We start from the raw sequence: 24930 nt of genomic DNA on the forward strand, positions 1-24930 counted from the left end.
TCAATGATGCCGACCGCCAGAAGAACGGGGGTGACCTTTGGAGTGGCAAGTTCACCAGTTACATTACCGACGCACTGACCCTTACGGCTGAGTACGGCAAGATGCATACGAAGGCCTACCAGGCGCCCGCTAACTACGATGGTAGTCTCACGTATATCGACGGTGATGTGAACCAGAATCCGGCGTTGAATGGTGGCGTTCCTATTGGAAATAACCAGACAACAGACGGGTTGAGTGACCCCCGTCGTGGCAACTTCACTACCAACACGCGCCTCGACCTCGCGTACGCCCTCGGTGACCACACCATCAGCGTGGGGATCGACAACCTCACGGCGAAGGCGGCCAACCAGGGCAGTGAATCATCCGGGCCAGGTTACACCTGGTCATACAGCCAGTCGCTCCCGAACGTGCCGATCAATTCAGATCTTGGCGTGGGTGCGACGGGCGACTTCCCGAATGGCGAAGACGGCTACTTCGTGCAAAAAAACACGTATCGCCAGATAGCTACGGTGCGCTCTGCGCAGCGGGCTCAGTATATTGAAGACAAGTGGCAAATCAGTGAACACGTCTTGCTGCAAATCGGCCTGCGCAACGATCAGTTCACTAATGACGACTCGGCCGGTCAGGCCTACATCACGCAGACAAAGCCGCAATGGGCGCCGCGCCTGGGGGCCAGTTGGGATGTGTCCGGAGATGCCAGCTTCAAGGTATACGGCAACGCAGGCCGCTACTACCTGGGCCTCCCGCTCAACCCCGCGCTCAACTCCGCGGCGGCAACGACGAACACTGTGCAGTACTACACGTACAGCGGTATCGCAGGCGACGGAACACCGACCGGTTTGACCGCGATGTCCGGCCCCGTTTCGGGGCTGAACCTCTACGGTCAGCAACCGGATCCGAGGATGACGACGGCCAAGGGGCTCACGGCCGAGAAGCAGGACGAATACATCCTTGGCTTCACCAAGAGCGCCGGCCCGTCCTGGGTTTACGGCGCGAAGTTGATGTATCGCAGCCTGCGAAACGCCATCGATGACTACTGCGACCGTGATGCGGTGCTCGCGAAAGCCGCATCGCTGGGCTACGACGCATCCACGAACAACAGCTGCTTTTTGATTAACCCGGGGCGCGAGAATACGTTCACACTGGTCGACGCCAACGGTGACTACGTGCGGGTGCCCATGAGCAACGCTGATCTCGGATTTCCGAAGTTAAAGCGGCAGTACTACAGTCTGGAAACCCTCCTCGAGCATCCGTTCGATGGGTTGTGGTACGCGAAATTCGATTACGTCTTTTCGCGGAGCTACGGCAATACGGAAGGGCAGCTCCGCTCCGATGTGAGCCAGGCGAATGCGTCCACCAGTTACGACTGGGATGGCGCGTCCATCATGCAGTATGCCAACGGTCCGCAGAACAATGACCACACGCACCAGATAAAGCTGTACGGGTACTACCAGGTCAACGCGCAGTGGCTGGTGTCGGCCAATCTGGCGATTATTTCCGGGAGCCCAAGGCATTGTCTTGGGTTTTATGGCGCCGAAGGCACCGACCCTTTGTCGTATGGCAGTCTGTACCACTTCTGCAATGGCGAGCCATCCCCACCTGGCAAGCAGGGCCGGTTGCCCTGGACTCGGCAGCTTGATGTGGGCATGACCTACAGCCCGGCATTTTCCGAGCACAAACTCAGCTTCAGCGCCAATATCTTCAATCTCCTCAACGAGCAGCGCCCACTCCAGCTCTCTCCCTACAGCGAGCTAAGTCCGCAGCTCACCAATCCGCTGTATCGCACGGTGACCATTCGCCAGCAGCCGCGATATGCACGATTGTCGGTGAGCTACGACTTCTGATTTCGTTCCGTGGGTCTCGGATGCAAGTGCTCGCACAGGCAGTCGAGGCGACCGGCGGCTTCGACGATCAAAGCCTCTCAACGTATGCGCGGGCTGCGATCTTTGACACGGTTATGGGCCGCAGCAGGTTTGGCGTCAACGGCGAATGGGCGGAGCCCCGGGTCTTGCAGGTTCAGTTCCAGGGGATATCAGGTCATGACGTTGACCCGTTCAGGAACGGATCGACGACCCTATGTGTGCTCGATGAAACAGGCGATCAGTCTGTCAGTCAGGGCTTGGATCTTCGCTGAGGCATTCTGGCCGGAGGGGCGGACGACATAGATGCCTGCCGTCGGCGGCGGATAACGGCGCATCACAGGGACGAGCGCACCGGAAGCAATAAATTCATCAGTCACGCCGTCAGGAAGATACGCGAGACCGAGACCGGAGACCGCTGCGACCGCGAGAGCACTGGCGTTGTCAGCCTTGTGACGCCCCTGCGGGTGCACGGTGATGGTTCTCGTGCCATCCATGAACTGCCAGCTCTCCGTGCCTTGCATCAGTGCCTGGTGATCAATGATGTCGCCAGGCGTCTCGGGTGCGCCATTCGCTTTGACGTATTCAGGGCTCGCGACCAGCTTGGCGAAGATGGGTCCGACGCGCTTCGCGATCAGGCTGGAGTCCCGTAGGTAGCCAATTCGAATGGCGCAGTCGTACCCCTCGCCAACGAGGTTGACCACGCGGTCGCTATACGACGTGTGGATGTTCAGTAGTGGGTGCGCAGCCGCCATGTCTGCGAGAACAGGAGCAAAAAGCCTCGGTCCGAACGAGAGCGGTGCTGCAATCCGCAGCCGACCGCGCAGGTCCCCGGCCGGAGAAATGGCGTCCCGTGCTTCGTTGATTTCGGCGACGACGCGCGCGGCGTGGTCGCGAAACGTGGTTCCGGCTTCAGTCAGAACGGCGCCGCGGGTTGTTCTGGCCAGAAGCTTCGCGCCAAGACCAATCTCCACTCGAAGCAGCCGCCGGCTGACGATGGATTTCGACAGGCCTAGCCGGCGAGCAGCGGATGAGACACCGCCGGAGTTGGCGACCTCAACGAATGTCTCGATGTCTTCAATGTCCACAAGCGTTCCCCGTTTTGCGACACCGCGTGGCAGAAAACCAATCTACCTTAGCGTTAATGAGAGTGACAACATGCGGCGATCAATCCCGCTCACGTTACGAAAGAAGACCATCACTTATGAAGTTTCGCAATGGCCTCGACTCACTGCTCCGTCCGGAAGACTCGGTTCTCGTCCTGATCGATCACCAGCCGTATCAGCTCGCGAACTTGAATAGCCACGATCCGCAAGCTGTGGTGAATGCTTCCACGGCCCTGGCAAAGACAGCGAAGGTCTTCGGCGTTCCGACGATCCTTACGAGCGTCGTTTCCGCGCGCGGTGGCCTTATCTTTCCGCACATCACCGACGTTTTTCCCGGGGAAGTGATTGATCGGACCTTCATCAACACGTGGGAAGACGAGAAGGTCGTCGACACCGTGAAGGCAACGGGCCGTAAGCAGCTGGTCATCGCCGGTCTGTGGACGGAGATCTGCGTGGCTATGCCGGTCATCCAGGCACTCGGMGAAGGTTGGGACGTCACGGTGATCACCGACGCATCGGGCGGCACTTCCCTCGAAGCGCATGAGGTTGCCGTCCAGCGCATGATTGGTGCAGGCGCGAACATGATGACGTGGCTCGCGCTGGCAGCGGAATGGCAGCGCGACTGGGCGCGTGAGAAGACCGCCGGCGCGTTGACGGAAGTGATGGCGCAGCACGCTGCCGGCAGCGGCATTGCCTACTTCTGGGAGCAGCAGCTCCTCAATACGCCGGCGCCCACCGCAGCCTGACGCAGACGGGTAAGTGACTTCCATGGAAATTGGCATCGATAGTTTCGCCGCCATTCTCCCCGACCCGAAGACGGGCAAACTTCCGTCTGCGACCGGGCGAATGGTCGACCTTCTCGAGGAAGTGGAGTTGGCTGACCAGGCCGGTCTCGATGTGTTCGGTATCGGCGAGCATCACCAGGCTGAATTCCTCGATTCCGCACCCACCATCATCCTTGCCGCTGCGGCGGCCCGCACCGAACGGATCAGGTTGACCAGTGCCGTGACCGTGCTGAGTGCTGCCGATCCGGTTCGCTTGTTCCAGGAATTCGCGACGGTCGACCTGATTTCCAAAGGCCGCGCTGAACTCGTGGTCGGCCGCGGATCGTTCGGCGAGGCCTTTCCGCTCTTCGGTCTGGACACGCGCGCTTACGATGATCTGTTTGCCGAGAAGCTCGATCTGTTCCTCAAGTTGGGCGAGGCCACCCATCTGAACTGGAAGGGCCGTTTCCGCCCAGAGTTAAAGGGGGAGGGTGTCTACCCGCGTCCGCACCAGGCAAGGTTGCCACTGTGGGTCGGTGTTGGCGGTACGCCGCAATCCTTCGCCCGCGCGGGAGCGCTCGGCCTACCGCTTATGGTCGCGATCATCGGCGGCGGCTTCGATCGCTTTCGTCCGCTCGTCGATCTCTACCGAGAGGCCGGATCGCGTGCCGGTCATGCCCCGGAGAAGCTCACGGTGGGCGTTCATGCGATGGGGTTCGTTGGCGAGACGGACATCGAGGCGCGCGACGCATTCTATCCGGGCTGGGCGCATCTGACGGCGAAGGTGGGTCGCGAACGTGGCTGGTCCGCGCCGACGCGCGAGCAGTTTGATGACATGGCGGGGCCAGGAGGGGCGTTTCTGGTCGGCAGCCCCGCGACGGTCGCAGCCAAGATGCTTTCCGCGAGTGACGTTCTCGGTGGCGTATCGCGCATGACTTTTCAGATGAGTACCGCTTCGCTTGAGACAGCAGCGATGAAGCGCTCGATCCAACTTCTCGGCACGGAAGTCGCACCCATCATCCGGGCGAAAAGGCCATAAGCCAAGCGAGCGACTTGCTGCGATCGTCGCTCCATGAAATCGCTGGCTTGAACTGAATTCAACTCACCATAACCAACCGGAGCATCCCTAAAATGACAAGCGAAGCGATTCGTCAGCCCAAGACCGATCAACTGCTCACTCCCGAAAACGCCGCGCTGATTATCATCGATTATCAGCCGGTCCAGGTGTCGTCGATTCGCTCCATGCCGCGCGAAGAACTGGTCTTCAACATCACCAGCGTTGCCAAAGCCGCGATTAACTACAACCTGCCGATCATTCACTCCACCGTCAACGTCGCCAGCGGCAGGAATAAGCCGCCGATCAAAGAACTGCAGGAGGTGATCGGCCATTTGCCGACGTATGACCGGACTTCGATCAACAGCTGGGAAGACACTGGATTCAAGGATGCAGTCGAGGCGCTTGGTCGCCGCAAGCTCATCATGACGGCGCTTTGGACCGAAGCCTGTCTGACTTTCCCCGCGCTCGATGCCATTCGTGCGGGCTACGAGGTCTATGTGCCGGTTGATGCGGTGGGTGGCACGTCCCTTGCTGCCCATGAAACAGCGCTGCGCCGCATGGAGCAGGCGGGCGCGAAGCTCATCAGCCGCGTTCAGATGTACTGCGAACTCCAGCGCGATTGGGCACGCGAAGCCACCGTTCCTGGCTTTATGGATGTGTTTGAGTCATTCGACGGCTTCAACCCCGAGAAGGCCGCTGCGGCTAGCGCTTGATAAGCACCGTCGAGCGGTAACCACTCCAGGACCCGCTCGACCACATCGGTCCGGTAGATTTTCCGGCGGGGATCGACCGCCGCGTCGGCGTTCGTCCGCACCCACATACGTACGAAAACGCGTTCGCCGCTGTTGCCAGATGAGTAAGGGCAGAACTCATAACAGAGTCTGCGCAGAACGGAGCACATCTGCACCCACGCAAAGACCTCCTGCCAGGTATTGAATGCATAGCGCTCCCAGAACCGTGAACGAACGCCGCCTTCCTCCTTGGGCGCGTGAACGCTTGTTACGTTTCATTGACGCACACATCGGACGCCGACTCGCCATTGCCGAGCTGGCTTCGTCGGTAGGCTACAGCCAGTCTTATTTCTTCCGTGCATTCAAAGCAAGCTTTGGCAGCTCGCCACATGCCTACGTCTTGGCGCGTCGGCTTGAGCGCGCACGCGAACTGATGCTTGCGACAGACGATTCACTCAGTGACATCGCTATCCGCTGCGGGCTCGCCGATCAAGCGCATTTCACGCCTCGTTTTCGTCTGGCCTTTGATGCGACGCCCGCCCAATGGCGCAGGCGGGAGCGGTCACGCGTGCCGTCTATTTCCGCTTGAAACGCTTTAGCGATCGCTATTCGAACTGCACGAAGCCGTCTGACTCGAACGTCAGAGTTCCCGCGTTGGGTGAACTCTACGAGCATCAGCCGTTCGAGGTTGGCGGCTCGCTTCGCAAACTGTCTTCCCGCGCAGGAAGGCTCAACACCATCATCGCTAACTCAAATCCAAGCCAAGTTTCCTGCCAAGGGCGAAGGTAAAGAACAGCAGACCCGTGAGAAGTATCCCGAAAATTACAATCACCAGAGCTACCTTGCCGACCACGCGCCACACCTCGCGCTTCTCAGTCGGCTTCCCCTTCTTCTTCTGATCGTAATGCCACTTGATGGCCAGGAACATGCCGGTCCCGAATACGAGAACCTTGAAGATAATAAAGACGATGGGGACCCAATCCATTTTTCTGTGTTTCCAAGGCTATGGCTTTTCACTGTCTATCGTGCGGAGCTTCCTCCAACGGCGCGCCGTGCGGGAATGGTGCTCCAGGCGCAACGCCATACTATCGACAAACAATATCCATACATTGGGACAAATTGCCCCAGTGGCAGGTAAACCCAGTGAGTGCTACCTGAAGACTATAAGGTTGCATGATAAAAGCAAGTAAAAACAAATATATAGATGTCGTGTTGAGCCCATTGACGGCCGATCCGACAAGCGAATAGATTCGCCGCCGCGGGTTACCTTTTCGATAGCCAGGGGCAGGGAATGATCGTCAACGTTCAGGGAGCGAACGCCGTTCGCTCGAAACTCCGTAGCGGTTTTTCGTTCCGTCGTGTCGCGATCGCCGCAGCGCTCCTGTTACCGATATCGGTGGCATACGCGCAGACGGTGGCAACCCCCGAAGATGAGTACAAGAAGCTCATCAAGGTCAACGACGACATCCAGCCACTGGGAGAAAATCCTTTCGGTGAGCGCATCAGCCTCTACGACGGTAGCCTGTCATTCGAGCAGGTCGACGTCTCTGTCCCGGGTACGGGGCCGACCATCACGATCGGCCGCGAGTTCACGCTGCACACCTTTGACGACCGTCCCGATCTGCAGAACCGCGCGTTTGGGGATTGGGATATCGACCTGCCGGAGATCGTCACCACCACGGCGAACCAGAACAACGTGCAGGGCTGGCTGGTAGAGGGCGCGGTCAATCAGAAAGACGTGTGCACCGGATTCAGCCCCCCGCCCAGCGTCGCAGCACCTGCGGGCGATTCCGCCCGCACGGATTGGGAGCCCGACGCCTGGTGGCAGGGTTACCAGCTGCGTATTCCGGGGCAGGGAAGCCAGGACCTCCTGCATCGCTCCGCGCAGAACACGGCGTCGCCCAGCGCGACGTTCTATCAGGTGAGCTATCCGGACTTTCCCATCGTCACCACGAAAAACTGGACCGTCGGCTGCGTGCAGCACGCGGCCACCGATCCGGCGACGCAGAGCTTCATGGCCATTGCGCCAGACGGCACCCGCTATTGGCTGGGGTACCTCACCTACCGGTATATGCCCACGATCCACCGGCCGCTCTTCTCTTCCCCCTTGGGCTTCGCTGCACGTAGCGATGCGGTCCTTTCGCCCGCCGTGTCGTCCGACGATCTACTTGTGCGCCGCGAAGGCCGGATGCTGGTCGATCGGGTGCAGGACCGTTTTGGCAACTTCATCACGTATACCTACAGCGGCGACCAGGTCGTTGCTATCGACGGTAGCGACGGTCGCCACGTGTCCATCGCTTATCAAGCCGGCACGCCACGGATATCGACGGTCACTGTCACGGGTAATGCAGCCGGTTCCCGAACATGGACCTACGGATACACAAAGGTGGGTCTTCTGTTTCAGCTGACATCGATTGTCCAGCCGGACGGATCGACGTGGTCGTTTGATATGAGCGCGCTGAACAGCGCGTGGGTCAATATGCAGTCGGCGCACGGCACCTGCGACGCATTGGGGACCCCGGGCGGCCTGAGTAACACGTATACGGGCCGAATGACGCACCCTTCGGGCCTTAGCGGTTCGTTCACCGTGATGGCGATCAAGCGGGGACGGTCGTACGTTCCACGCGATTGCTTCGCCGGCGGCCCGAACCAGCCGAATACGCCGACCCTTCCGGGAACGTTCGCGACCACGCCGAACGCCTGGTACAACATGTCCATTGTCCAGCGTCAGTTGAGTGGCACGGGCATCGGTACGCAAACCTGGAGCTATGCGTACTCGCCGTCGTTCGAGAGCTGGATCCAGAATTGCGCTGCGGGCTGCCCCTCGACGGTCTGGACGAAGGTGATCTATCCGGATGGCCATGCCGAGCGAAGCACCTTCAGTAATCGCTACGACTACAGTGAGAGCCTCCTTCTCGGTGAGGAAATATTCGACGGTGACGCCGATGTCACCGCTCTTCGGAGAAACATCGCGTACGGTTACGTGAACCCGGATACGACCAAGGATGCACGCGCCGCACCCTATGCACACCCCTGGGGGTTCGCACCGCAAGGGCGGGTCAACCAGGCGCAGATCGGTGAACACATTCCGATGGTCACCCGCGATCTGTTCCAGAATGGCGATCAGCTCGAGTGGAACGCGCTTGCCTTCGATGCCATGGCTCAGCCGACGACGGTGGAGCGCGTCAACAACCTCGGGAGCCTCGTCCAGGAGAGGACCTCGTACCTGAACGATTTCCCGCACTGGATGATCGGGCTTCCCACGACGAGTGAGAACCTTACCGCGGGGGAAACGGTTAGTCAGGACGTCTACGACCCAAACGACTTTACTTTGCTCGAACGCTATCGTTTCGGGAACAAGGTGATGAGCTACACCTCCAATCCGCAGGGGCAGCTGGCAAGCTTTACCGATGGCAACGGCCATACGACGTCCCTGCAGAACTACTATCGCGGCATTCCCCGGACCATCCTCTATCCGGACGGCACGGGAGAATCACTTACGGTCGACGATCTCGGCCAGATCGACGCGATCGCCAACCAGAAGGGTGACGTCACCAGCTACGGCTATGACGCGATAGGCCGTCTTTCCACCGTCGTCTATCCGGGTGGCGACTCGGTCAACTGGAATGCGCAGCACATCGTCTACGAGCTCATGCCCGCGGCTGACCGCAACATCGGTGGCGTGCACTGGCGGAGAACGGCCACCCAGGGCAATACCGTCGACCAGCTTTATTACGATGCGATGCTGCGGCCGATCATCCACGACTCCCATCCGGCCGACAACAGCATCTACTACAGCATGCGCACGGACTACGACTGGCGCGGAAATCAGTCGTTCCAGTCTTACTGGTACACGGGTGCTCCGTTCCCGGTGAACATGGGTAATGGTCTGGCCACGCTTCGCGATGCGCTGGGTCGTCCGACCGGCACGCGGCATACCTCCGAGATCGGCGACTTGATCACATCGACAACGTATCTCAGTGGCGGCCGCACCCAGGTGCAGGATGCGAAAGGCAATATCACGACGAACACCTTCCAGATGTTCGACGAGCCGGTCTATGACAAGGTCGTCCACGTCCAGTCCCCTGAAAGCATCGATCAAGGCATTCTCCGCGACACTTACGGTAACCCCGTGATCATCACCCAGGACGGTGCCGGGCAGTTCATTAGCAAGAAACTCACCTACGACAGCCAGCACCGCCTGTGTCGCACATGGGAGCCGGAATCGGGCAGCAGCATCGTCGCGTACGACAATGCCGACAATGTGGCCTGGAGCGTTTCCGGTGCGTCGTTCAACGACACGGGGTGCGGGCAGGACCAGGTGGTGCCGGGCGCCAAGACCGTGCGCGCCTACGACGCCATGAACCGTCTCACCTCKGTCGTCTATCCGACCGGGACCTTGCCGAGTACCTTCACCTACGACGCACTGGGCAACGTGGCGACCAATACGTCGGGGGCAACGGGTTGGACCTTCGGTCGCAACAAGAGGGGCCTGCTCACGAGCGAGACCCTCTCCATCGATGGCCACAACTGGACGTTGGGCTACGGCTACGATGTCAACGGTATCCAGAACTCGACGACGTATCCTGATGGCGAGTTCGTTCCCTACAATCCGGATGCGCTTGGCCGTCCGACCATCATAGGAAGCTATGTATCGGCGCTGTCGCTGTTCAAGGACGGGACGATCCAGTTCTATCAGATGGGTAGCGGTGCGAGCTACGTGGGTACCAAGAACCTTCGCGATACCTTCGGCAATTTCTCTTTCAGGCAAGTGGGGACGACGCCCGTCCTTTCCGAGAACGTCACCTATGACGCCAACGGTAACATCACCCAGCTGACCGATATCGCGACTAACAATCAGCGCACCCGATCCATGGCGTACGACGGTATGAACCGTCTTGTCGCCGCGACGGCGAACAATCTCTGGGGAACCGAGTCGTACACGTACGACACTCTGAACAACATTCGGAGCGTGACAAACAGCTCTGGCGTGAATACGTATAACTACGATGCATTCAATCTGCTGAGCTCGATCAGCATCAACGGAGTTCCACAGCACACCTTCCGGTACGACGCTCGCGGCAATACCGCTGCCAAAGACACGGAGGTCTTCAACTTCGATCTGGCGAACCGCCTGACGTCGATCGACGGTAAGGGCGCCTACACCTACGACGCCGCTGGTCGTCGCGTGAAGAAGGTGACCCCGGCCGGCACGACGTACTACGCCTATAACAGCAACGGGCAGCTGATGTGGGACTTCGATGCGGCGACGGGCAACCGTTCCGACTACATCTATCTCGCCGGAAAGCTCATCGCGGCTCACCGTCCGGCCGCAGCGGGTGGAATTTCTTACTACTACACGAACCTGCAAGGATCGGTGCTGGCCACCACGGACGCGGTCGGTAACTTGCGCTCGTCCAATGACTATCGCCCCTACGGCGCGAGCGCCCTCGGTACGCCTCTGGCCGGCCCCGGATACGCAGGCCACGTGAACGACGGCGATGTCGACCTGGTGTACATGCAGGCGCGTTATTACGACCCTGGCGTGGGCAGGTTCCTGAGTGAGGATCCGGTCGCGCCCAGTCCGGGTAGCCTGTTCAGCTTTAACCGCTACGATTACGCAGGCAATAATCCCATCATCAACGTTGATCCGACGGGAAAGACCTGCCAGCGTGGCTCGGACGGCAATTATTCATGCCAGATCGATCACGTCGTCGATCACGTGAAGGGTAGGGCGGTGACCAGAAAAGCAACGGAAGACGATCACAAGACCTATGCAGGCCTCGAGAAATCGCTCACAGATGCGGTGAACTCGGCTGCCAGTTCAGGAAAATCAGCCAATATATCGTTTGAAAGCGGCAGCAAGACTTACGCGTTCACCATAACCGGCACATCAATTGCCAAGAATCTGGCGAAGCGGGAGATGAATGTCGATCCGTCCGACGAGGGGGCGATGGCCACGTCAGGCAGCACTACCACGGTGGAAAAGCTCGGGATACAGCCGGCTCTCTCCATTTATGGGAATAGCGAACGGACGCAGAAGATGGAGTTGTTACATGAGGGTATCCATGACAGCCGGGAAGAGTCCCAGGCTCTGGGCATAAGCGGGGACATTCAGATGGGCGTCAATCAAGATGATCATCAACAATCCTACGACGACGCAGCAAGTTCGTTCCTGGGGCCCATCCAGTGAATGTGATGGCGCTCGCTCTGGCTGCCGGCAGCGCGCTGTGTTGCTTGCCCATTCATTCGGTCGATGATCTTCGTTCGCCCATAAAGTATGTCGATACGCGACAGGGTTACTTCATCGGTATCGAGAAGAAAACGTTTGTGATAGGCACGGCTACAGACAGCGTACGTAGCCCGGCTAACGACATGCCGCAGGTCTCGGGGTCTGTCGGAAACTGCTCGTCCCGCGCATTCAAGTGCCGTTCCATCGCCTACCTGGTCCTCGTTGTTCCGAAGACCGAGGCTGCTCACGCAGAATATCTGGATGGCCCGAGAATCGTAGTTACCCGTCTTCCGAACGGTGGATGGCACGGCTCCGCTACGTGCTCTTCGCTTACTAACACAGGTTGCTCAAGTCGCGTCGACATGAGTAAGCCAGTGGTGGAATACGAGTACGAGATCGATCCGGGCGGCACACTGACGTCGTTGAAGATCAAGAACTGGAACAGCAAGCGAGAGATCGCAAGCTCTCAAGACCTGGCTCTAGTGAGCAAGGTGGGGCTCAAGCTGGATTGATCCGCGACGTCGATAGAGTCCCTCAGCGACCTGTCGTCGAGTCCAGAGCCCTTTCGCGGGGCATGGGACTCGACGCCGGGTCGCTATTCAAGGCTGGGGTACATCGGGCGGCCGGATCACTTGGCGGCGGATCGCTTGGCTTTTGCGAGAACCTTCCCCAGGTAAACACGCTCCGTGCGGCAGATATCGAATCCCGTGATCGTCAGTGGAGCCATCCCGCGATACGTGACTGAGAGATCTTCCTTGCATGGTTCCACGCTGTCGAAGCGGACGTCGGCCTCACCACTTCTACCGCCGATCAGCGGGCCACCAAGATCAAGGGCGTGCCAACGGCGCGTCCCCGCGGGCGAAGCTTCGATGGACGTCACCGTCCGGTCAGAGTCGTTCACGAAAGTGACAAAGTGCGGTGCTGCGTGTACTGACGTGGCACACGCCAGGCTGATGAACAGGCAGGCCGATGGTGCCCACGGCCGCGCTCTCTGACGGCGACCGCGTCGATGCTGATCCAACATAGTGTTCTCCTTTCAATGGCGTCACGCTGCGGCATGGCGATGTCGTCCGACCGTTGAGTCCCCTGAACAGGCATGCGTTGTCGGTAGCTATGCAAGCTATGCGGCGCAGATGGCGGTTTTGAGGCGGCGAACTGACGTGACGGCGAAGGTGTATGTCGCTAAGCGCTAACGCTTCCGAAGAGCGAAGTACCCGTAGATCGCCTTATCACCCGGAATCATCTCTGAAACGACGATGGCGATGTATTGGCGGCGGGACTTCCAGATTGTCACGGACGATAGGCCGTCCGGCCACCGGCTTGAGATCTTCTTCGCATGCAGCTCATCGACAAAGAAGTCGTACAAGCAACTCTTGATCACCCTGCCGAATGATCCGGACAGATGTAGACGGTAGTCGATGACTTCGTACTTGCCGTTCAGGTACGTTGCGAGCGCTCGGTGCATGGAGGCTTGTTCGTCAACATAGTCACTCAACTTGGCCGGGGCGCGTGATTCGAAGATGTCAGTGGGTAATAGGTCGATGATCGCTGCGGACGTTTGACTATGCGCGGTCACAGGAGAGATCGTCCAAGAAGCGACTACGAGAACTGTCAACATCCACCGACGAAGCAATCTTGCGCGTCGCTCATCTGCACATGACTGGACCGTGCTGGGCAGGGAGACACGATTCTTGCGCGGCCATTTGGCGCATATTTTCTTGTGCAATCTGTTGTTCTGCATACTGCTCCTGCCCGAGAGCTCTGAATTCGTGTCCATCTGGTGTAGATGCGAGGTTTCGGAGCGCTGTGGTCGTTTCGTCTGGGTTACCCAGGCTGTTGAGAAGCGCGTCAAGCTCCCGATCACCTGTACGGATCTCGTCAGGTGGCGGCGCGTGACGCCTATCGGCCTCTTCGAATACTGGGCTGTGGTCGACTGGTCTCGCGCCGCGATCAAAGGCCTGGATGTGGCCATTCTCAGCGACCGTCTTGAGGTCGACCTCTACGGTTGCGTCGTGGGAATGAATGCTGTGTGTGGGATGCATGTTGTGACCCCACGGGTTGCGCAAGGTGGCTACACCGCGCAGTGACTCACCCCTCAAACCACGTCGACATCCCGTCCCAAATCACTCAGGAGCATTCCATGTCCCGCATCAACGTCCCGACCCGTGAAGAAGTGTCCCCGACCAACCAGGCCATGTTCGACCAGTTGCAGAAGGGCCTTGGCAAAGTCCCCAACCTCTACGCCACGCTCGCTCACTCCGAGTACGCCCTCGGCAGCTACCTGACGTTGCAGAATGCCCAGAGCAGCATCTCGGGCAAGGCGCGCGAGGTAATCAATCTGGTGGTGAGCCAGGTGAACGAATGCGAGTACTGCCTGGCTGCACATTCCGTGATCGGCAAGATGACGGGATTCACCGACGAACAGGTCATCGAAATCCGTGGTGGCACGGCGAGCTTCGATCCGAAGCTCGACGCTCTTGCCCGGCTCACGCGTCGCATCGCGATCCGTCGTGGCAAGATCGATGAGGCGCTGCTCGAGGCCTTCTTCGCCGCCGGGTGGGACAAGGGGAACCTTGTCGATGCCATCGTGACGATCGGCGACAAGACGATCACGAACTACCTGCACGCGGTGACCCAGGTTCCTGTCGACTTCCCGGCTGCACCCGCGCTGCCGCGTAAGTCGGAGCAGGCTGCCTGACATAGGTCTGACGACAAAGCTTCCTGACACGAATAAGGAGCCCCGCAGGCATACGGGGCTCCTTTTTTGTAGAGGGGCCGACGCCAGTTACTTGCTCTTCGAACCTTTCTTGCCTTTGATGGCGTCTGCGCCACCCGGATCCTGGCTCAGTTCACCAAGGTCCGCACCGGTCACAGGATCACGCGACGGGTCGGAAGCGCCTCGGGCCGCGAAGGCCTCGACGGTTGCGTCGTCGTCGCTCGCGAGGACCACGGAGGCCGTGCCGTCGCCCCCATCCAGAGGCGTGTTCTCATCGGATGGGACCAGCACCTGCCACTGTTCCCCGCTGTTCCATGGGCCCGACATGTCACCTTCGCCAGGGGACGTGTTCACGTAGAGGTTCGTAAAGCGCGGGTCGCCCGGCAACTTACCCGGCGGGAAGCTCTTGTCCATCGAGTAGAGCGCTTTTTCGAAGCTCTTCTGATGCGCGATTTCACGCGTCATCAGGAAGGTCAGAGCATCTTTCACGCCCGGATCCTCCGTCACGTTGATGAGGCGCTCGTAGACGATTTTGGCGCGGGCTTCTGCAGCGATGTTCGAACGCAAGTCCGCGGTCGGCTCGCCGATGGAATCGACGTACGCACCGGAGAAGGGCACACCTGCCGAATTGATCAAGGCGGGGCCGCCGCCGAACAGGACCTGAGTGACGTGCGAATCGTTGCCGGCACCCTGAAGCGAGCGGAAAAGGTCAGCCTCCGAATCGACGGCTTCGGCGAGCCGTCCCTTCGCGCCACGGTTGAGCATCGCGACGAGGGAGCCGATGACTTCAAGGTGGGATAGTTCCTCGGTTGCAATGTCGAGAAGCATGTCTTTGCGGCCCATATCCTCTTCGGCCAGGGCCTGGGTGAAGTACCGCATCGCGGCCGCCAGCTCGCCCTGCGGCCCGCCGAACTGCTCGAGTAGAAGGTTCGCAAGACCGGGGTTGGTTTCCGAAACACGTACGGTGTACTGAAGTCGTTTGTTGTGACTGAACATGGGCTGGCACTCTGGGCTGGCTGGAGTCCTGACCATCGAGTGATCTCCGTGTCGGACAGGAGCAACTGACGTGAGTGTCCATCCACGTTTGTCAATCTGGCAGCCGGAGGTTGGCCGCGGTTCGCTCGGTGTTGGACGCGCTGTCCGGATCTCGTGTCACAGTCCCGTCGGCGGGGGCTCCAGCGCTTGTTGCGCGTCGTCTTCGATTCTGGCCTCCTCAAGCGCCCTCAGAGCCGGGAGAATCTGTTCGTCGAAGATGGTTGCCTCGTCCGGCGTCAGGCTGGCCTTTCCGCTGGCGATGATCTTCTGCACGACATCGTAAGGCGCTCCTCCCTCGAATACGAAGCCGCTCGCTACCAGCTCCTTGAGCGATTCAATCAGTTCGTTGTCGATATGGTCGTTCCAGCCCACGTGATCTCTCCCACATGCGTGCCGGGCAGGGAGCCCGGCTACCTTGCGATCCAGCAGAACAGAAAGTCCGGACAGTCCTGTAAAGCGCGGGTGAGCAAACGCCATGCATTCGTCAGGACCCGCTCCGCGCCGAGGCTCGGGCCTCAGGATCACCGATTGCTAACTCTTTTCGCCCGGCACCGTTACGGCAATATCTGCACAATTGGCGTCCCAACGGAGGCGAACTATGCATGTGTCTGACAATCTCCCGACGAGAGCCATCGTATTTTGACCGCGGCATCAAGGCGTGACCTTCTATGGATGCCAGAAACTGCCAATGCCTGCATGACGGGCACGGTGATCTGGTACCACCCCGGCTTGCGTTTTGGCTTTATCGAATGTCTTGGCGGCCTGACGCTCGGTACCTTGGAGCGGGGCTGCCTGGATTTGTTCGATCAAGTGAGAGGCCCCTTGTCAGCGTCCGGCCCGGCTACGTTTGCCAATGTGTCGACCGGGAAAGCCGTGCTGTTCGACGTCGAAGCGAACGCGCTTTCGGAAGACCAGGCCAACGAGTTGCTTGGATTGGTCCAGGGATAGGTCTCGTTTGTCGCCCCCGTCGAGTGCGAGCGGCACATAGAGGTGCAGTGCACGGTGCATGCGCATGCGCGGACGTCTTGGGCTAAAGTCCGTAACCGGGACTAGACGGCGCGCCTCGCGCTACTGCACCGGAGATTGCGCTGTGAGGACCTATCCACTCGAGGGTGAAGTGGCACGCTCTGGTGCTTTCGAAATCGAGAATGTCTATGTATCTCGACGATCCGTGGCAAAAGTCCTTAAGGGGATTAAAGGCGTAACGGACGTTCAACTCCGTGGAAGGGTCCTATCCGCCGATGAAGTGAGAGTCGCGTTTTGCTTTATGGGTCGGCCATGCATCGTCTGGGAGCCCTTCAGCGACAACTCCCGCTACTGGATAGGGCCGGAAGACCCAGGAGCGCCAGGTCCTGACATATTCCCGATAAGGACGGCCTTTGACAGGCATGAGCCGCCTTTCCTCCGAAGGCTGTTCTGGGGCCTCTTGCTTGGCCGCTTCTCGCGATAGATGCCATTTCACCCACGTCAGCACCCGTTTCACGCGGTCTGGGGGTGCCCTTGATTCCCGCTCACCCATGGTTGCTGCTCTAAGACCACCTGGGGCGCAGCTGCTATGACAATCAAAACCATCGAAGACCTGTTCATCCATGAACTGTCCGACATTTACAGCGCTGAAAAGCAGTTGACGAAGGCACTTCCAAAGCTTGCCCGCGCCTCGACATCGCCTGATTTGAAAGAAGCCTTTGAGTCTCATCTCGAGGAAACGCAGGGTCAGGTCGAGCGCATCGACCAGATCGTCGAGTTGCTCGGTATTCGCCTCAAACGGATCAAGTGCGCTGCGATGGAGGGCCTGGTGGAGGAGGGCAAGGAAGTCATCGACGGCGTCGAGGAAGGCCCGCTTCGTGATGCGGCCCTTATCGGCGGCGGAAACAAGGTCGAGCACTACGAGATTGCCTCCTACGGCACCTTGATCGCCCTGGCAAAACAGCTTGGCTACAAAGAGGCCGTGCCTCTTCTGGTCGAGACCCTGGCTCAGGAAAAGGCGGCCGACGAGAAGCTCACCATGCTTTCCGAACGCCTCTCGACCCAGACCCGCGCCGAGAAGGCCGCATAACGGACGCCCGCTGATCCCATGACTGCCGTCACGATCTATATCGCCCCGCCTGCCACGACTCGCGGACGCTGGCGGGTGCGATTGGCTGGCCGCCCGGAGGTCGAGCAGCCAGACAAGGCATCCGCCGTTGCTTTTGCTAGGGACCATGCGCGCATGATCGAAAAAGCCGGAGGGAACGTGGTCGTAAAGATCGAACGACCCGACGGTTGTTGGGACACCCTGCTCTCAGCCTAAGAGAAACCCCGTCGAGGATTTCCAGGGCGGATATCCATAATCTCGGCGCTTTTCCAACGACGCGACGTTTACGTGCCCGTCGCCAAGGAGCGACCAAAGTCACAGCAACCCCTGCCGGAGAGCGACTATGAGCGACCTGAATCTTCCTGATCTCGCGAAAAAGATGGGTAGCATCGACTTTGCGATGCTGCTGACCCACACCCCTTCAGGCGACATTGCCGGCCGACCGATGAGCAACAACGGCGATGTCGAATACGACGGCACGAGCTGGTTCTTCGCATTCGACGACAGTGACGGGGTCCGACAATCGTCGGCCAACCCCAAAGTATCCTTGTCGTTTTCGGGATCGAAATCATTGCTCGGCAAGCCACCCCTGTTTGTGGCCGTTGAAGGCGATGCCCACATTGTTCGTGAGCGCGCGGTGCTCGAAGCACACTGGGTCGATGGGCTCGAGCGCTGGTTCGAACAGGGCGTTGATACCCCGGGTATTGTCCTCATCAGCGTCGTCGCCCGCCGCATTCATTGGTGGGAGGGTGAGGAAAGCGGCGAAATTGTTATGTGAGCTAGATCGGACGTCACGCTAATCGCTAGGGACGAAGAGACTGCGGACGGCGTTACATGCTGAGTGGAGCCAAACCGCCGCGCCCAGATGTGCAAAGCCGGATGGATGGGGCCCTCTCCGAAGTAGGTGGTCTCACCACGTTCTTCGTCAAAGTAAGCGGCGAACGTTCGACCGTCGGCGTAGTGGATAAACGCCGCGGCGTGAGCCAGTGGGGCACCTGTCCGCCAGCCGTCCAGGAACAACCCGCCGCCCTTGAGAGCAACCGGTTGCGCGGTCTCAGCGAAGTTTCGGGCAAAGGCCGGGTAGGCGCTCCCGAGAGTCTGGCGAAGATCGGCATCGGCGCCACTGATGACGAGGGCCTCCACTGGCGAATCATTCGAACGTTGAGGGAAAGCGTGCAGCGGAGCGCTGGTAAGAAGGGCGGTGGCGAGGAGGGCCGACGCAAGAAGGTTATCGAGCAGGTGCATCACAGGGTTCCTTGTCTGATCTGGACGGAGTGGAGTCCCGTACCGCCCATGCAGCAGATCATCACTGTAAGCGCAAATAGGCGGGTTTCTTTGAGCGCTTGCAAGGAGCATGGCGACGGCGCGGTAAGGTTCGAGGGTCGCATGCCCAGGGAACCCGACGACCAACGCATATTCGGCAGCGAACACGCCGCGCCCGCGGCGCTTCCCGCACAATGYACCCCGTACGTCCTCGGTTTCACACTCCTACCGCACGGAAGGACGACCATGAACTCAGGTACCGTCGGGGGTTGGGTCATGCGCAACCGCTTCCTTCTGTGGGATGGGCTGGTTCTCGGCGCCATCGGCGCGCTTCTCGTCTTTCTCGGCGTCGAGTACGAACTGCTGCGCCATGTCGGTATGTCGTCCGGGGCCGCGGGTCTGCTTGAGCTATCCGAGGTTGTCGCCATCGCGCTCGTGCTTGGTGCCTTCGTCTTCGTCGCCCGACGTCGTATGCAGATGCAACAGCGCGAAGTGGACCGTCGTACCACCGCCGAGGCTCATGCCCGCGAACTCGCCTTCAAGGATCCACTGACCGGATTGGCCAACCGTCGCCGGTTCGACGATGCGGTCAGCGAGGCCATTGCCTCGCCGCCTGGCGCCCGGCGACTGCACGCCTTGCTCATGATCGACCTGAACCGCTTCAAGGCGATCAACGACGTCTACGGGCATCCGGTAGGCGACGAGGTCCTCATTGTCGTCGCGACGCGTCTGGCCGCGGCGGTGCGGCAGGGGGACATCGTTGCCCGTCTCGGCGGTGACGAATTCGCGGTCGTGGCGAGCCAGCTCTTCGGGACGGAAGAAGCGGCGGGCATCGCCTTGCGCATGATCGACGCGCTGGCCCATCCGATCGCGGTGGGCGGCACGGAGCATCTGGTCGGGGTGGGTATAGGTATCGCCTTGTTCCCCCAGGACGCAGACAGCGGAACCGAGCTTGTCCGAAAGGCCGACATCGCTCTTTACCGCGCCAAGTCGGAACGTGGCTCGACCGTACGGTTCTTTCAGGAAGAGATGGACGCGCAGGTCCGTGAACGTGCCCATCTCGAGTCCGAGCTTCGACGTGCCGTGACAGCGGGCGAGATCGCCGTCCATTACCAGCCGCAGGTCGACCTCGCTAATGGCGAACTCACAGGGTTCGAGGCACTCGCGCGCTGGAACCATGTCGAGTGGGGAGACATTCCTCCCGAGCGGTTCATTCCGGTGGCCGAGGAGTGCGGGCTTATCGTGGCTCTCGGTCGGAACGTGCTCTTCCAGGCGTGCACCGACGCGGCGACGTGGGCCGGTGGCGAGACGGTGTCCGTCAACGTGTCGCCCGTCCAGCTGCACTCGGCGGATTTTGCGCAGACGGTGGAAGGTATTCTCTCGGAAACCGGGTTGGCACCGAACCGGCTGGAGCTGGAGATTACCGAGAACACGCTCGTCCGCGACCTCCAGGCGGCGCAGGCAGCGCTATCCGGTCTGCGGGAGAAGGGCGTTCGCATCGCCCTCGACGATTTCGGTACGGGCTATTCGAGTCTCTATCACCTGCGCAACTTCAAGGTCGATCGCATCAAGATCGACCGTAGCTTTGTCGAAGCGATGGACACCGAAGCAGAAAGCGCAGCCATCGTTCGTGCGCTCCTCGGGCTCGGGCACGGCCTTGGCGTGAAGGTGACTGCAGAAGGGGTCGAGGATGCGGCGCAGCGCCAGGCGTTGGTCCGGCAGGGGTGTGATGACGCCCAGGGGTTCTACTTCAGTGCGGCGATGACGGTTGAGGATGCGAGGGCGCTCAGCCTGGCGGGATCCCGGTCACTGGTAAACGAGCGATCGTCGGTCGACCAGCACGTCCGCGAGGCGCTCTGACTTCTCTGGGTTGAACGCAACGTAGGGGCGGGTGCGTCTCCAGCACGCCGCCCCCTTTGCCGTTAAGCCATCAGGTTCCGGTGGTCAGGAAATGATCGAGCGCGGTATCGCTGAATACCTTCTGCAGCAATTCCGAAAGGGCTGTATTCATCCATCCCGCGTTGGTCTCGGCGGTGGGAACGACGACGACGCGTTGCTTGTCGTCTACGCGGTAGAGCTGCTCATAGCTGCTCGATCCGCTTCTACCCACGGTCTTCAGGGCGCCGGCGATCTCGATGCCGCCCGTCCAGAATCCCTGCGATGTCGAATACGTCAGGTCGCGAAGCTCGAACGAAAGCTGGCGGTCGGCTGACGCTCCGGCAGCGACGACACGATAGCCCTGGCTCTCGAGACCCTGCCGAATCCTGTCCTGCACCAGCAGCGCCACATCCTGGTTGGTCGTGATTTCCGCCGCTGCCCCGTRAACGTTGCCCCGGTGACCGAGCGACGTGTTCGCACGGTCATCGACGACCTTCAACGCTACCGTAACCCCTGAACCCACGACGGACTTCTGCACCTTGACCGTCGGATTGAGCGTGACCATCTGCTTGTTATAAGCACAGCCGCTCAGAAGCAAAATCATCAACCCCAACGCTAGCTTTTGCATCACTGCTTCCCCCCTCTCCATGAAAAGTTTGCGCACGCTAGCAGAAACGGCGTCCTGTCGGGAAGTTGCCAAGGAAAGAAAAAACGAACCGTTGAGAGCGCCGCTGTCGCCGAGCTACCACCGCGGTTAACTCCTTTGCAGAAACGTATTTTCTTGCGAATTGCTCGTCACGAAATAAAGTTGACATCGCGCGTTCTTGCCTCCTAATCTTGCGACCGGCGCATGGTTAAGGTTCCGTAATGCAATCGTCACCGTGCCGCCGCATTTACGTCCCTCTCTGACGCGTGGGGGGTGCTCGCTCGGGGGAGCAGCGCCTAAAGACTTGACCGTGAGAGTGCGTTGGATAGGGGCACATCTGAGAGCCATTTTTGGCCACCTTGGCCAAGTTCGGGGGATTAGCAATGCATTTGTTGAATTCAGAGCGGCGCATTCGTATGCGTCCGTCGGTGCTGGCTGTCGCGCTTGCGCTGGGCATGACGGCAACGGGTACGGTCTTCGCTCAGGCGACGACCGGCGCGATCTTCGGTCAGGTCCAGGCCGCTGCTGGCGAGACCGTCGTTGCCACCAGCGACACGGGCTTCAGCCGTGAGGTTCCGGTTGATGCCGATGGCCGTTACCGCATCAGCAACCTACCGCTGGGCAGCTACACCGTTGCCATGAAGCGCGACGGTGCCGTCGTCGATACGCGCAAGGACGTCCAGATCAAGGTCGGAGGTACCACCGACGTGTCCTTCGCGGGCGCCGCCACGGCTGCTTCAGCGCAGTCGCTCGACTCCGTCACGGTCACCGCCAACAGCCTGCCGCCGATCGACGCTACGGCTGTCGATTCGCGCACCGTGATCACGTCCGAGACGCTTGCCCGTCTGCCGCTCGGCCGTAACGCCGAAGCCATCGCACTGCTCGCACCGGGTGCCGTCCCGGGCAACAGCAGCCTCGGCAATGGCCGCTATCGTACGGTGTCGTTTGGCGGTTCCGGCGCTTCGGAAAACGCTTACTACATCAACGGCTACAACTCGTCCGATCCGTATCGCAACCTCGGCGGCGTCGGCCTGCCGTACGGCGCGATCGATCAGCAGGAAGTCTATACGGGCGGCTACAGCGCCAAGTATGGTCGCTCCGACGGTGGCGTGATCTCGCAGGTCGGCAAGAGCGGTACGAACGACTGGCATTTCGGTGCCCAGGTGCTGTGGGAGCCGAAGTTCGCTTCGTCCGCCCCCGGCAGCATCTACTACAAGAACAACACGCTTCCCGCGGGTTACGGTTATCAGTCGCCTGAGTCGGCGGGTACGATCTACCGTAGCCGCGCGGACAACACCAAGTGGACGACCACGTATTCCGCGTACGTCGGCGGTCCCTTGATCAAGGACAAGCTGTTCTTCTTCGTCGCTGCCGAGGCAGAGAAGTCCGAGGGTGAGAGCACCGCGTCCGTCGAGGCGAACCCGGTCGCAACCAACCACTACACGTATAACCTGCCCAAGTACTACGCCAAGCTCAACTGGAACATCAACGATAGCAATATCCTTGAATTGACCGGCATCCATTCCAACGACGAGCAGCGCGGCGTTTACACCGGCTACGACTACGACACGCGTTCGAGCACCGGCCCGACCGGCGCCAATGCCGACACGTCGAAGCTCGAGTCGAAGTACGCCATCGCCAAGTACACCTCGTACATCACCGACGACGTCACCTTGACGGCCACGTACGGCAAGAACTGGACGAAGGATTACCTGAGCAATCCGACGCCGGAACTCGGTCTCCAGCCCTACCTGGATCGCCCGGATCTCGAGGATCCCGCCATCACCGGCGGCACCCCGCGCACTAACCTGAACTCGTCGCCCGATTCGCAGAATCCCGATGCGGGCAGCAAGACGCGCGGCCTGCGTCTCGATCTCGAGTGGCAGGTTGGCGATCACCACCTTGCCGGTGGTATCGACAACATGCACTACGATGCCAACAGCGAAGGCACGTCGCCGAGCGGTGCCGGCTACGAGGTGCGGTATCGCAAGGCGTCGGCGGGCAACGAGGACGTTCCGATCTCGGTGTCGCAGGGCGTGGGTGCCCCGGGTGGCAATGGCTACTACTTCTACAAGCAGGTCTTCAGCACCGTCACCAGCATGTCGCTGGACCAGCGGGCCCAGTACCTCGAAGATCGCTGGCAGGTCACCGATCGCGTGCTGCTGAGCATCGGCGCCCGCAACGATCGCTTCAAGAACTTCAACGATCAGGGCCGGTCGTACGTCAACAATGCCGCGCAGTGGGCCCCGCGCCTCGGCGCCTCGTGGGACGTGTTCGGTGATTCGACCCTGAAGCTCTACGCCAACCTGGGTCGCTACTACCTCGCGCTGCCGAACAACGTTGCCGTTCGCGGTGCGTCGCCGTCGACCTATACCCGCGAATACTTCGCGTATTCGGGTATCGACCAGTTCGGCGTTCCGACCGGCCTCCGGTCGCTCGGTGGTGGTCTGACCTCGCCCGATGGCGAGTTCGGCAACCCGGTCGATCCAGAGTCGGTCACTGCGCGCGACCTGAAGAGCCAGTACCAGGACGAAGGCATCGTCGGCTTCGACAAGATGCTCGGCAGCGAGTGGGTTACCGGTGCGAAGTTCACGCTCCGCCGCCTGCGTACCGCCATCGATGACGTTTGCGATACCGGCAAGATCGGCGACAAGCTGACCGCTGAAGGCATCGATCCGGACTCCGTGACGGTTCCGGGCTGCGTCATCTTCAACCCGGGCTTCACCAACACCTTCAGCCTCGCCAATGCCAACGGCATCGGTCGTACCGAAGTGAAGATGAGCAAGGACGATTGGGGCTTCGCGGACAAGGCCAAGCGCGCCTACTACGCCCTCGACATGTACCTCGAGCATCCGTTCAACGGTAAGTGGCAGGGTCGCATCGATTACACCTTCTCGCGTAGCTACGGCAACACCGAAGGCCAGACCAAGTCCGACATCGGCCAGACCGACATCTCCAAGACGCAGGATTGGGATTCGGCCTTGCTGATGGAGAACTCGAACGGCCTGCTGGCGAACGACCGTACGCATCAGTTGAAGGCGTACGGCGCGTACCAGATCGCTCCCGAGTGGCTGGTCTCCGGTAATCTGCGTCTGGCCTCGGGTGCTCCGAAGTCGTGCCTCGGCTATCTGGACGGCCAGGCCGATCCGGATCCGCTCGGCTACGGCTCGGCGTACCACAACTGCAATGGCCTGCCGTCGCCCCCGGGCAAGACGCGCAACCCGTGGTACAAGCAGCTTGATCTGGCGGTGACCTACCGTCCGTCGTACTTCGAGAACAGGCTCGCTTTCGGTCTGTCGATCTTCAACGTCAGCAACGAGCGCAAGCCGCTTAACTCGTTCTCGACCTACGAAGCCTCGTCGCAGACCGTGCTCAACAACTACGATCTGGGTCAGTACTACCAGACCCCGCGTTATGCGCGCTTGACCGCAACGTACGACTTCTAAGCTCGAACGTTGTTGATCGCTCTACGGCGCGTTTGTTTTCTTCATTCTGGCGAAGGCAACGCGTCGTAGAGCATCTCTCGTCCCGCCGGACGAGTGATGTTGTCGCCCCTGACTCGGGGCCCG

The 24930-nt window shown here is 60.2% G+C and carries 20 protein-coding genes and 1 pseudogene; 14 read left to right on the forward strand and 7 right to left on the reverse strand.

Annotation, left to right across the window (positions count from 1 at the left end; genetic code table 11):
* Positions 1-1844, forward strand: a pseudogene (locus AC1DYM_RS20150) (Oar protein); the annotation flags it as partial.
* Positions 1845-2074: 230 nt separating this feature from the next.
* Here AC1DYM_RS20150 and AC1DYM_RS20155 read toward each other — a convergent pair.
* Positions 2075-2947, reverse strand: a complete 873-nt coding sequence (locus AC1DYM_RS20155) for a LysR family transcriptional regulator (protein WP_477341395.1) — start codon at positions 2945-2947, stop codon at positions 2075-2077.
* A 116-nt stretch (positions 2948-3063) separates the two neighbouring features.
* Between AC1DYM_RS20155 and AC1DYM_RS20160 the strand changes: the two genes are divergently transcribed.
* The 4 genes from AC1DYM_RS20160 (at position 3064) to AC1DYM_RS20175 (ending at position 6106) form a co-directional block, all read left to right on the forward strand.
* Positions 3064-3711: a hydrolase gene (locus AC1DYM_RS20160; protein WP_477341397.1), complete on the forward strand. Its 648-nt coding sequence runs from the start codon at positions 3064-3066 to the stop codon at positions 3709-3711.
* 22 nt (positions 3712-3733) lie between these two features.
* On the forward strand, positions 3734-4768 hold the full coding sequence (locus AC1DYM_RS20165) for an LLM class flavin-dependent oxidoreductase (protein ID WP_477341399.1): 1035 nt from the start codon (positions 3734-3736) through the stop codon (positions 4766-4768).
* Between the two features lie 92 nt (positions 4769-4860).
* Positions 4861-5499: a hydrolase gene (locus AC1DYM_RS20170; RefSeq protein ID WP_477341401.1), complete on the forward strand. Its 639-nt coding sequence runs from the start codon at positions 4861-4863 to the stop codon at positions 5497-5499.
* A gap of 244 nt (positions 5500-5743) precedes the next feature.
* On the forward strand, positions 5744-6106 hold the full coding sequence (locus tag AC1DYM_RS20175) for a helix-turn-helix domain-containing protein (protein ID WP_477341403.1): 363 nt from the start codon (positions 5744-5746) through the stop codon (positions 6104-6106).
* Between the two features lie 156 nt (positions 6107-6262).
* On the opposite strand, the gene AC1DYM_RS20180 is transcribed toward AC1DYM_RS20175, so the two are convergent.
* On the reverse strand, positions 6263-6502 hold the full coding sequence (locus AC1DYM_RS20180; protein ID WP_477341405.1) for a hypothetical protein: 240 nt from the start codon (positions 6500-6502) through the stop codon (positions 6263-6265).
* Between the two features lie 306 nt (positions 6503-6808).
* Between AC1DYM_RS20180 and AC1DYM_RS20185 the strand changes: the two genes are divergently transcribed.
* Together AC1DYM_RS20185 and AC1DYM_RS20190 are read left to right on the forward strand one after the other, a co-directional pair.
* Entirely contained in the window at positions 6809-11710 is a 4902-nt protein-coding gene (locus tag AC1DYM_RS20185) for an RHS repeat domain-containing protein (protein ID WP_477341407.1), read from the forward strand.
* A 401-nt stretch (positions 11711-12111) separates the two neighbouring features.
* Positions 12112-12261 carry a hypothetical protein gene (locus AC1DYM_RS20190; RefSeq protein ID WP_477341409.1) on the forward strand — a complete coding sequence of 50 codons (150 nt, stop codon included), beginning with the start codon at positions 12112-12114 and terminating at the stop codon, positions 12259-12261.
* A gap of 677 nt (positions 12262-12938) precedes the next feature.
* Here AC1DYM_RS20190 and AC1DYM_RS20195 read toward each other — a convergent pair.
* A complete protein-coding gene (locus tag AC1DYM_RS20195; RefSeq protein ID WP_477341411.1) occupies positions 12939-13325 on the reverse strand; it encodes a hypothetical protein in 387 nt (128 codons plus the stop codon).
* Positions 13326-13440: 115 nt separating this feature from the next.
* Here AC1DYM_RS20195 and AC1DYM_RS20200 point away from each other — a divergent pair, with 115 nt between their 5' ends.
* Positions 13441-13836: a hypothetical protein gene (locus tag AC1DYM_RS20200; RefSeq protein WP_477341413.1), complete on the forward strand. Its 396-nt coding sequence runs from the start codon at positions 13441-13443 to the stop codon at positions 13834-13836.
* A gap of 53 nt (positions 13837-13889) precedes the next feature.
* Positions 13890-14447 (forward strand): carboxymuconolactone decarboxylase family protein, encoded by a 558-nt coding sequence (locus AC1DYM_RS20205; protein WP_477341415.1) that lies wholly within the window; start codon positions 13890-13892, stop codon positions 14445-14447.
* Between the two features lie 87 nt (positions 14448-14534).
* On the opposite strand, the gene AC1DYM_RS20210 is transcribed toward AC1DYM_RS20205, so the two are convergent.
* Both AC1DYM_RS20210 and AC1DYM_RS20215 read right to left on the reverse strand, forming a co-directional pair.
* Entirely contained in the window at positions 14535-15461 is a 927-nt protein-coding gene (locus tag AC1DYM_RS20210) for a manganese catalase family protein (RefSeq protein WP_477341416.1), read from the reverse strand.
* A gap of 156 nt (positions 15462-15617) precedes the next feature.
* Positions 15618-15872 (reverse strand): hypothetical protein, encoded by a 255-nt coding sequence (locus AC1DYM_RS20215; protein WP_477341417.1) that lies wholly within the window; start codon positions 15870-15872, stop codon positions 15618-15620.
* A 300-nt stretch (positions 15873-16172) separates the two neighbouring features.
* On the opposite strand from AC1DYM_RS20215, the gene AC1DYM_RS20220 reads away from it, so the two are divergent.
* The 3 genes from AC1DYM_RS20220 (at position 16173) to AC1DYM_RS20230 (ending at position 18352) form a co-directional block, all read left to right on the forward strand.
* A complete protein-coding gene (locus AC1DYM_RS20220) occupies positions 16173-16448 on the forward strand; it encodes a hypothetical protein (protein ID WP_477341419.1) in 276 nt (91 codons plus the stop codon).
* 607 nt (positions 16449-17055) lie between these two features.
* Positions 17056-17556 (forward strand): YciE/YciF ferroxidase family protein, encoded by a 501-nt coding sequence (locus tag AC1DYM_RS20225; RefSeq protein ID WP_046967454.1) that lies wholly within the window; start codon positions 17056-17058, stop codon positions 17554-17556.
* A 361-nt stretch (positions 17557-17917) separates the two neighbouring features.
* Positions 17918-18352 (forward strand): pyridoxamine 5'-phosphate oxidase family protein, encoded by a 435-nt coding sequence (locus AC1DYM_RS20230; RefSeq protein WP_477341421.1) that lies wholly within the window; start codon positions 17918-17920, stop codon positions 18350-18352.
* Here AC1DYM_RS20230 and AC1DYM_RS20235 read toward each other — a convergent pair.
* The gene (locus tag AC1DYM_RS20235) at positions 18310-18819 is read right to left on the reverse strand and encodes a hypothetical protein (RefSeq protein ID WP_477341423.1); all 510 of its coding nucleotides are present in this window, start codon (positions 18817-18819) and stop codon (positions 18310-18312) included. The two genes, AC1DYM_RS20230 and AC1DYM_RS20235, sit on opposite strands and share 43 nt — an antisense overlap.
* A 264-nt stretch (positions 18820-19083) precedes the next feature.
* On the opposite strand from AC1DYM_RS20235, the gene AC1DYM_RS20240 reads away from it, so the two are divergent.
* Positions 19084-20697, forward strand: coding sequence for a putative bifunctional diguanylate cyclase/phosphodiesterase (locus AC1DYM_RS20240; protein ID WP_477341425.1), 1614 nt, complete (start codon positions 19084-19086; stop codon positions 20695-20697).
* Between the two features lie 70 nt (positions 20698-20767).
* Here AC1DYM_RS20240 and AC1DYM_RS20245 read toward each other — a convergent pair whose 3' ends face one another.
* A complete protein-coding gene (locus AC1DYM_RS20245) occupies positions 20768-21319 on the reverse strand; it encodes a YajG family lipoprotein (RefSeq protein WP_477341427.1) in 552 nt (183 codons plus the stop codon).
* Positions 21320-21750: 431 nt separating this feature from the next.
* Here AC1DYM_RS20245 and AC1DYM_RS20250 point away from each other — a divergent pair, with 431 nt between their 5' ends.
* The gene (locus AC1DYM_RS20250) at positions 21751-24807 is read left to right on the forward strand and encodes a TonB-dependent receptor (RefSeq protein WP_477341441.1); all 3057 of its coding nucleotides are present in this window, start codon (positions 21751-21753) and stop codon (positions 24805-24807) included.
* The last annotated feature ends 123 nt before the right edge of the window (positions 24808-24930 follow it).

Source organism: Luteibacter sp. P1_D3 (genome assembly GCF_056406135.1).

What these genes read in the sequence shown, in the direction of transcription:
- AC1DYM_RS20165 (WP_477341399.1), top strand. Translation starts at nt 3,734, where the DNA reads ATGGAAATTGGCATCGATAGTTTCGCCGCCATTCTCCCCGACCCGAAG.
- AC1DYM_RS20170 (WP_477341401.1), top strand. Translation starts at nt 4,861, where the DNA reads ATGACAAGCGAAGCGATTCGTCAGCCCAAGACCGATCAACTGCTCACT.
- AC1DYM_RS20180 (WP_477341405.1), bottom strand. Translation starts at nt 6,502, where the DNA reads ATGGATTGGGTCCCCATCGTCTTTATTATCTTCAAGGTTCTCGTATTC.
- AC1DYM_RS20190 (WP_477341409.1), top strand. Translation starts at nt 12,112, where the DNA reads ATGAGTAAGCCAGTGGTGGAATACGAGTACGAGATCGATCCGGGCGGC.
- AC1DYM_RS20205 (WP_477341415.1), top strand. Translation starts at nt 13,890, where the DNA reads ATGTCCCGCATCAACGTCCCGACCCGTGAAGAAGTGTCCCCGACCAAC.
- AC1DYM_RS20210 (WP_477341416.1), bottom strand. Translation starts at nt 15,461, where the DNA reads ATGTTCAGTCACAACAAACGACTTCAGTACACCGTACGTGTTTCGGAA.
- AC1DYM_RS20220 (WP_477341419.1), top strand. Translation starts at nt 16,173, where the DNA reads ATGCCAGAAACTGCCAATGCCTGCATGACGGGCACGGTGATCTGGTAC.
- AC1DYM_RS20225 (WP_046967454.1), top strand. Translation starts at nt 17,056, where the DNA reads ATGACAATCAAAACCATCGAAGACCTGTTCATCCATGAACTGTCCGAC.
- AC1DYM_RS20230 (WP_477341421.1), top strand. Translation starts at nt 17,918, where the DNA reads ATGAGCGACCTGAATCTTCCTGATCTCGCGAAAAAGATGGGTAGCATC.
- AC1DYM_RS20235 (WP_477341423.1), bottom strand. Translation starts at nt 18,819, where the DNA reads ATGCACCTGCTCGATAACCTTCTTGCGTCGGCCCTCCTCGCCACCGCC.
- AC1DYM_RS20240 (WP_477341425.1), top strand. Translation starts at nt 19,084, where the DNA reads ATGAACTCAGGTACCGTCGGGGGTTGGGTCATGCGCAACCGCTTCCTT.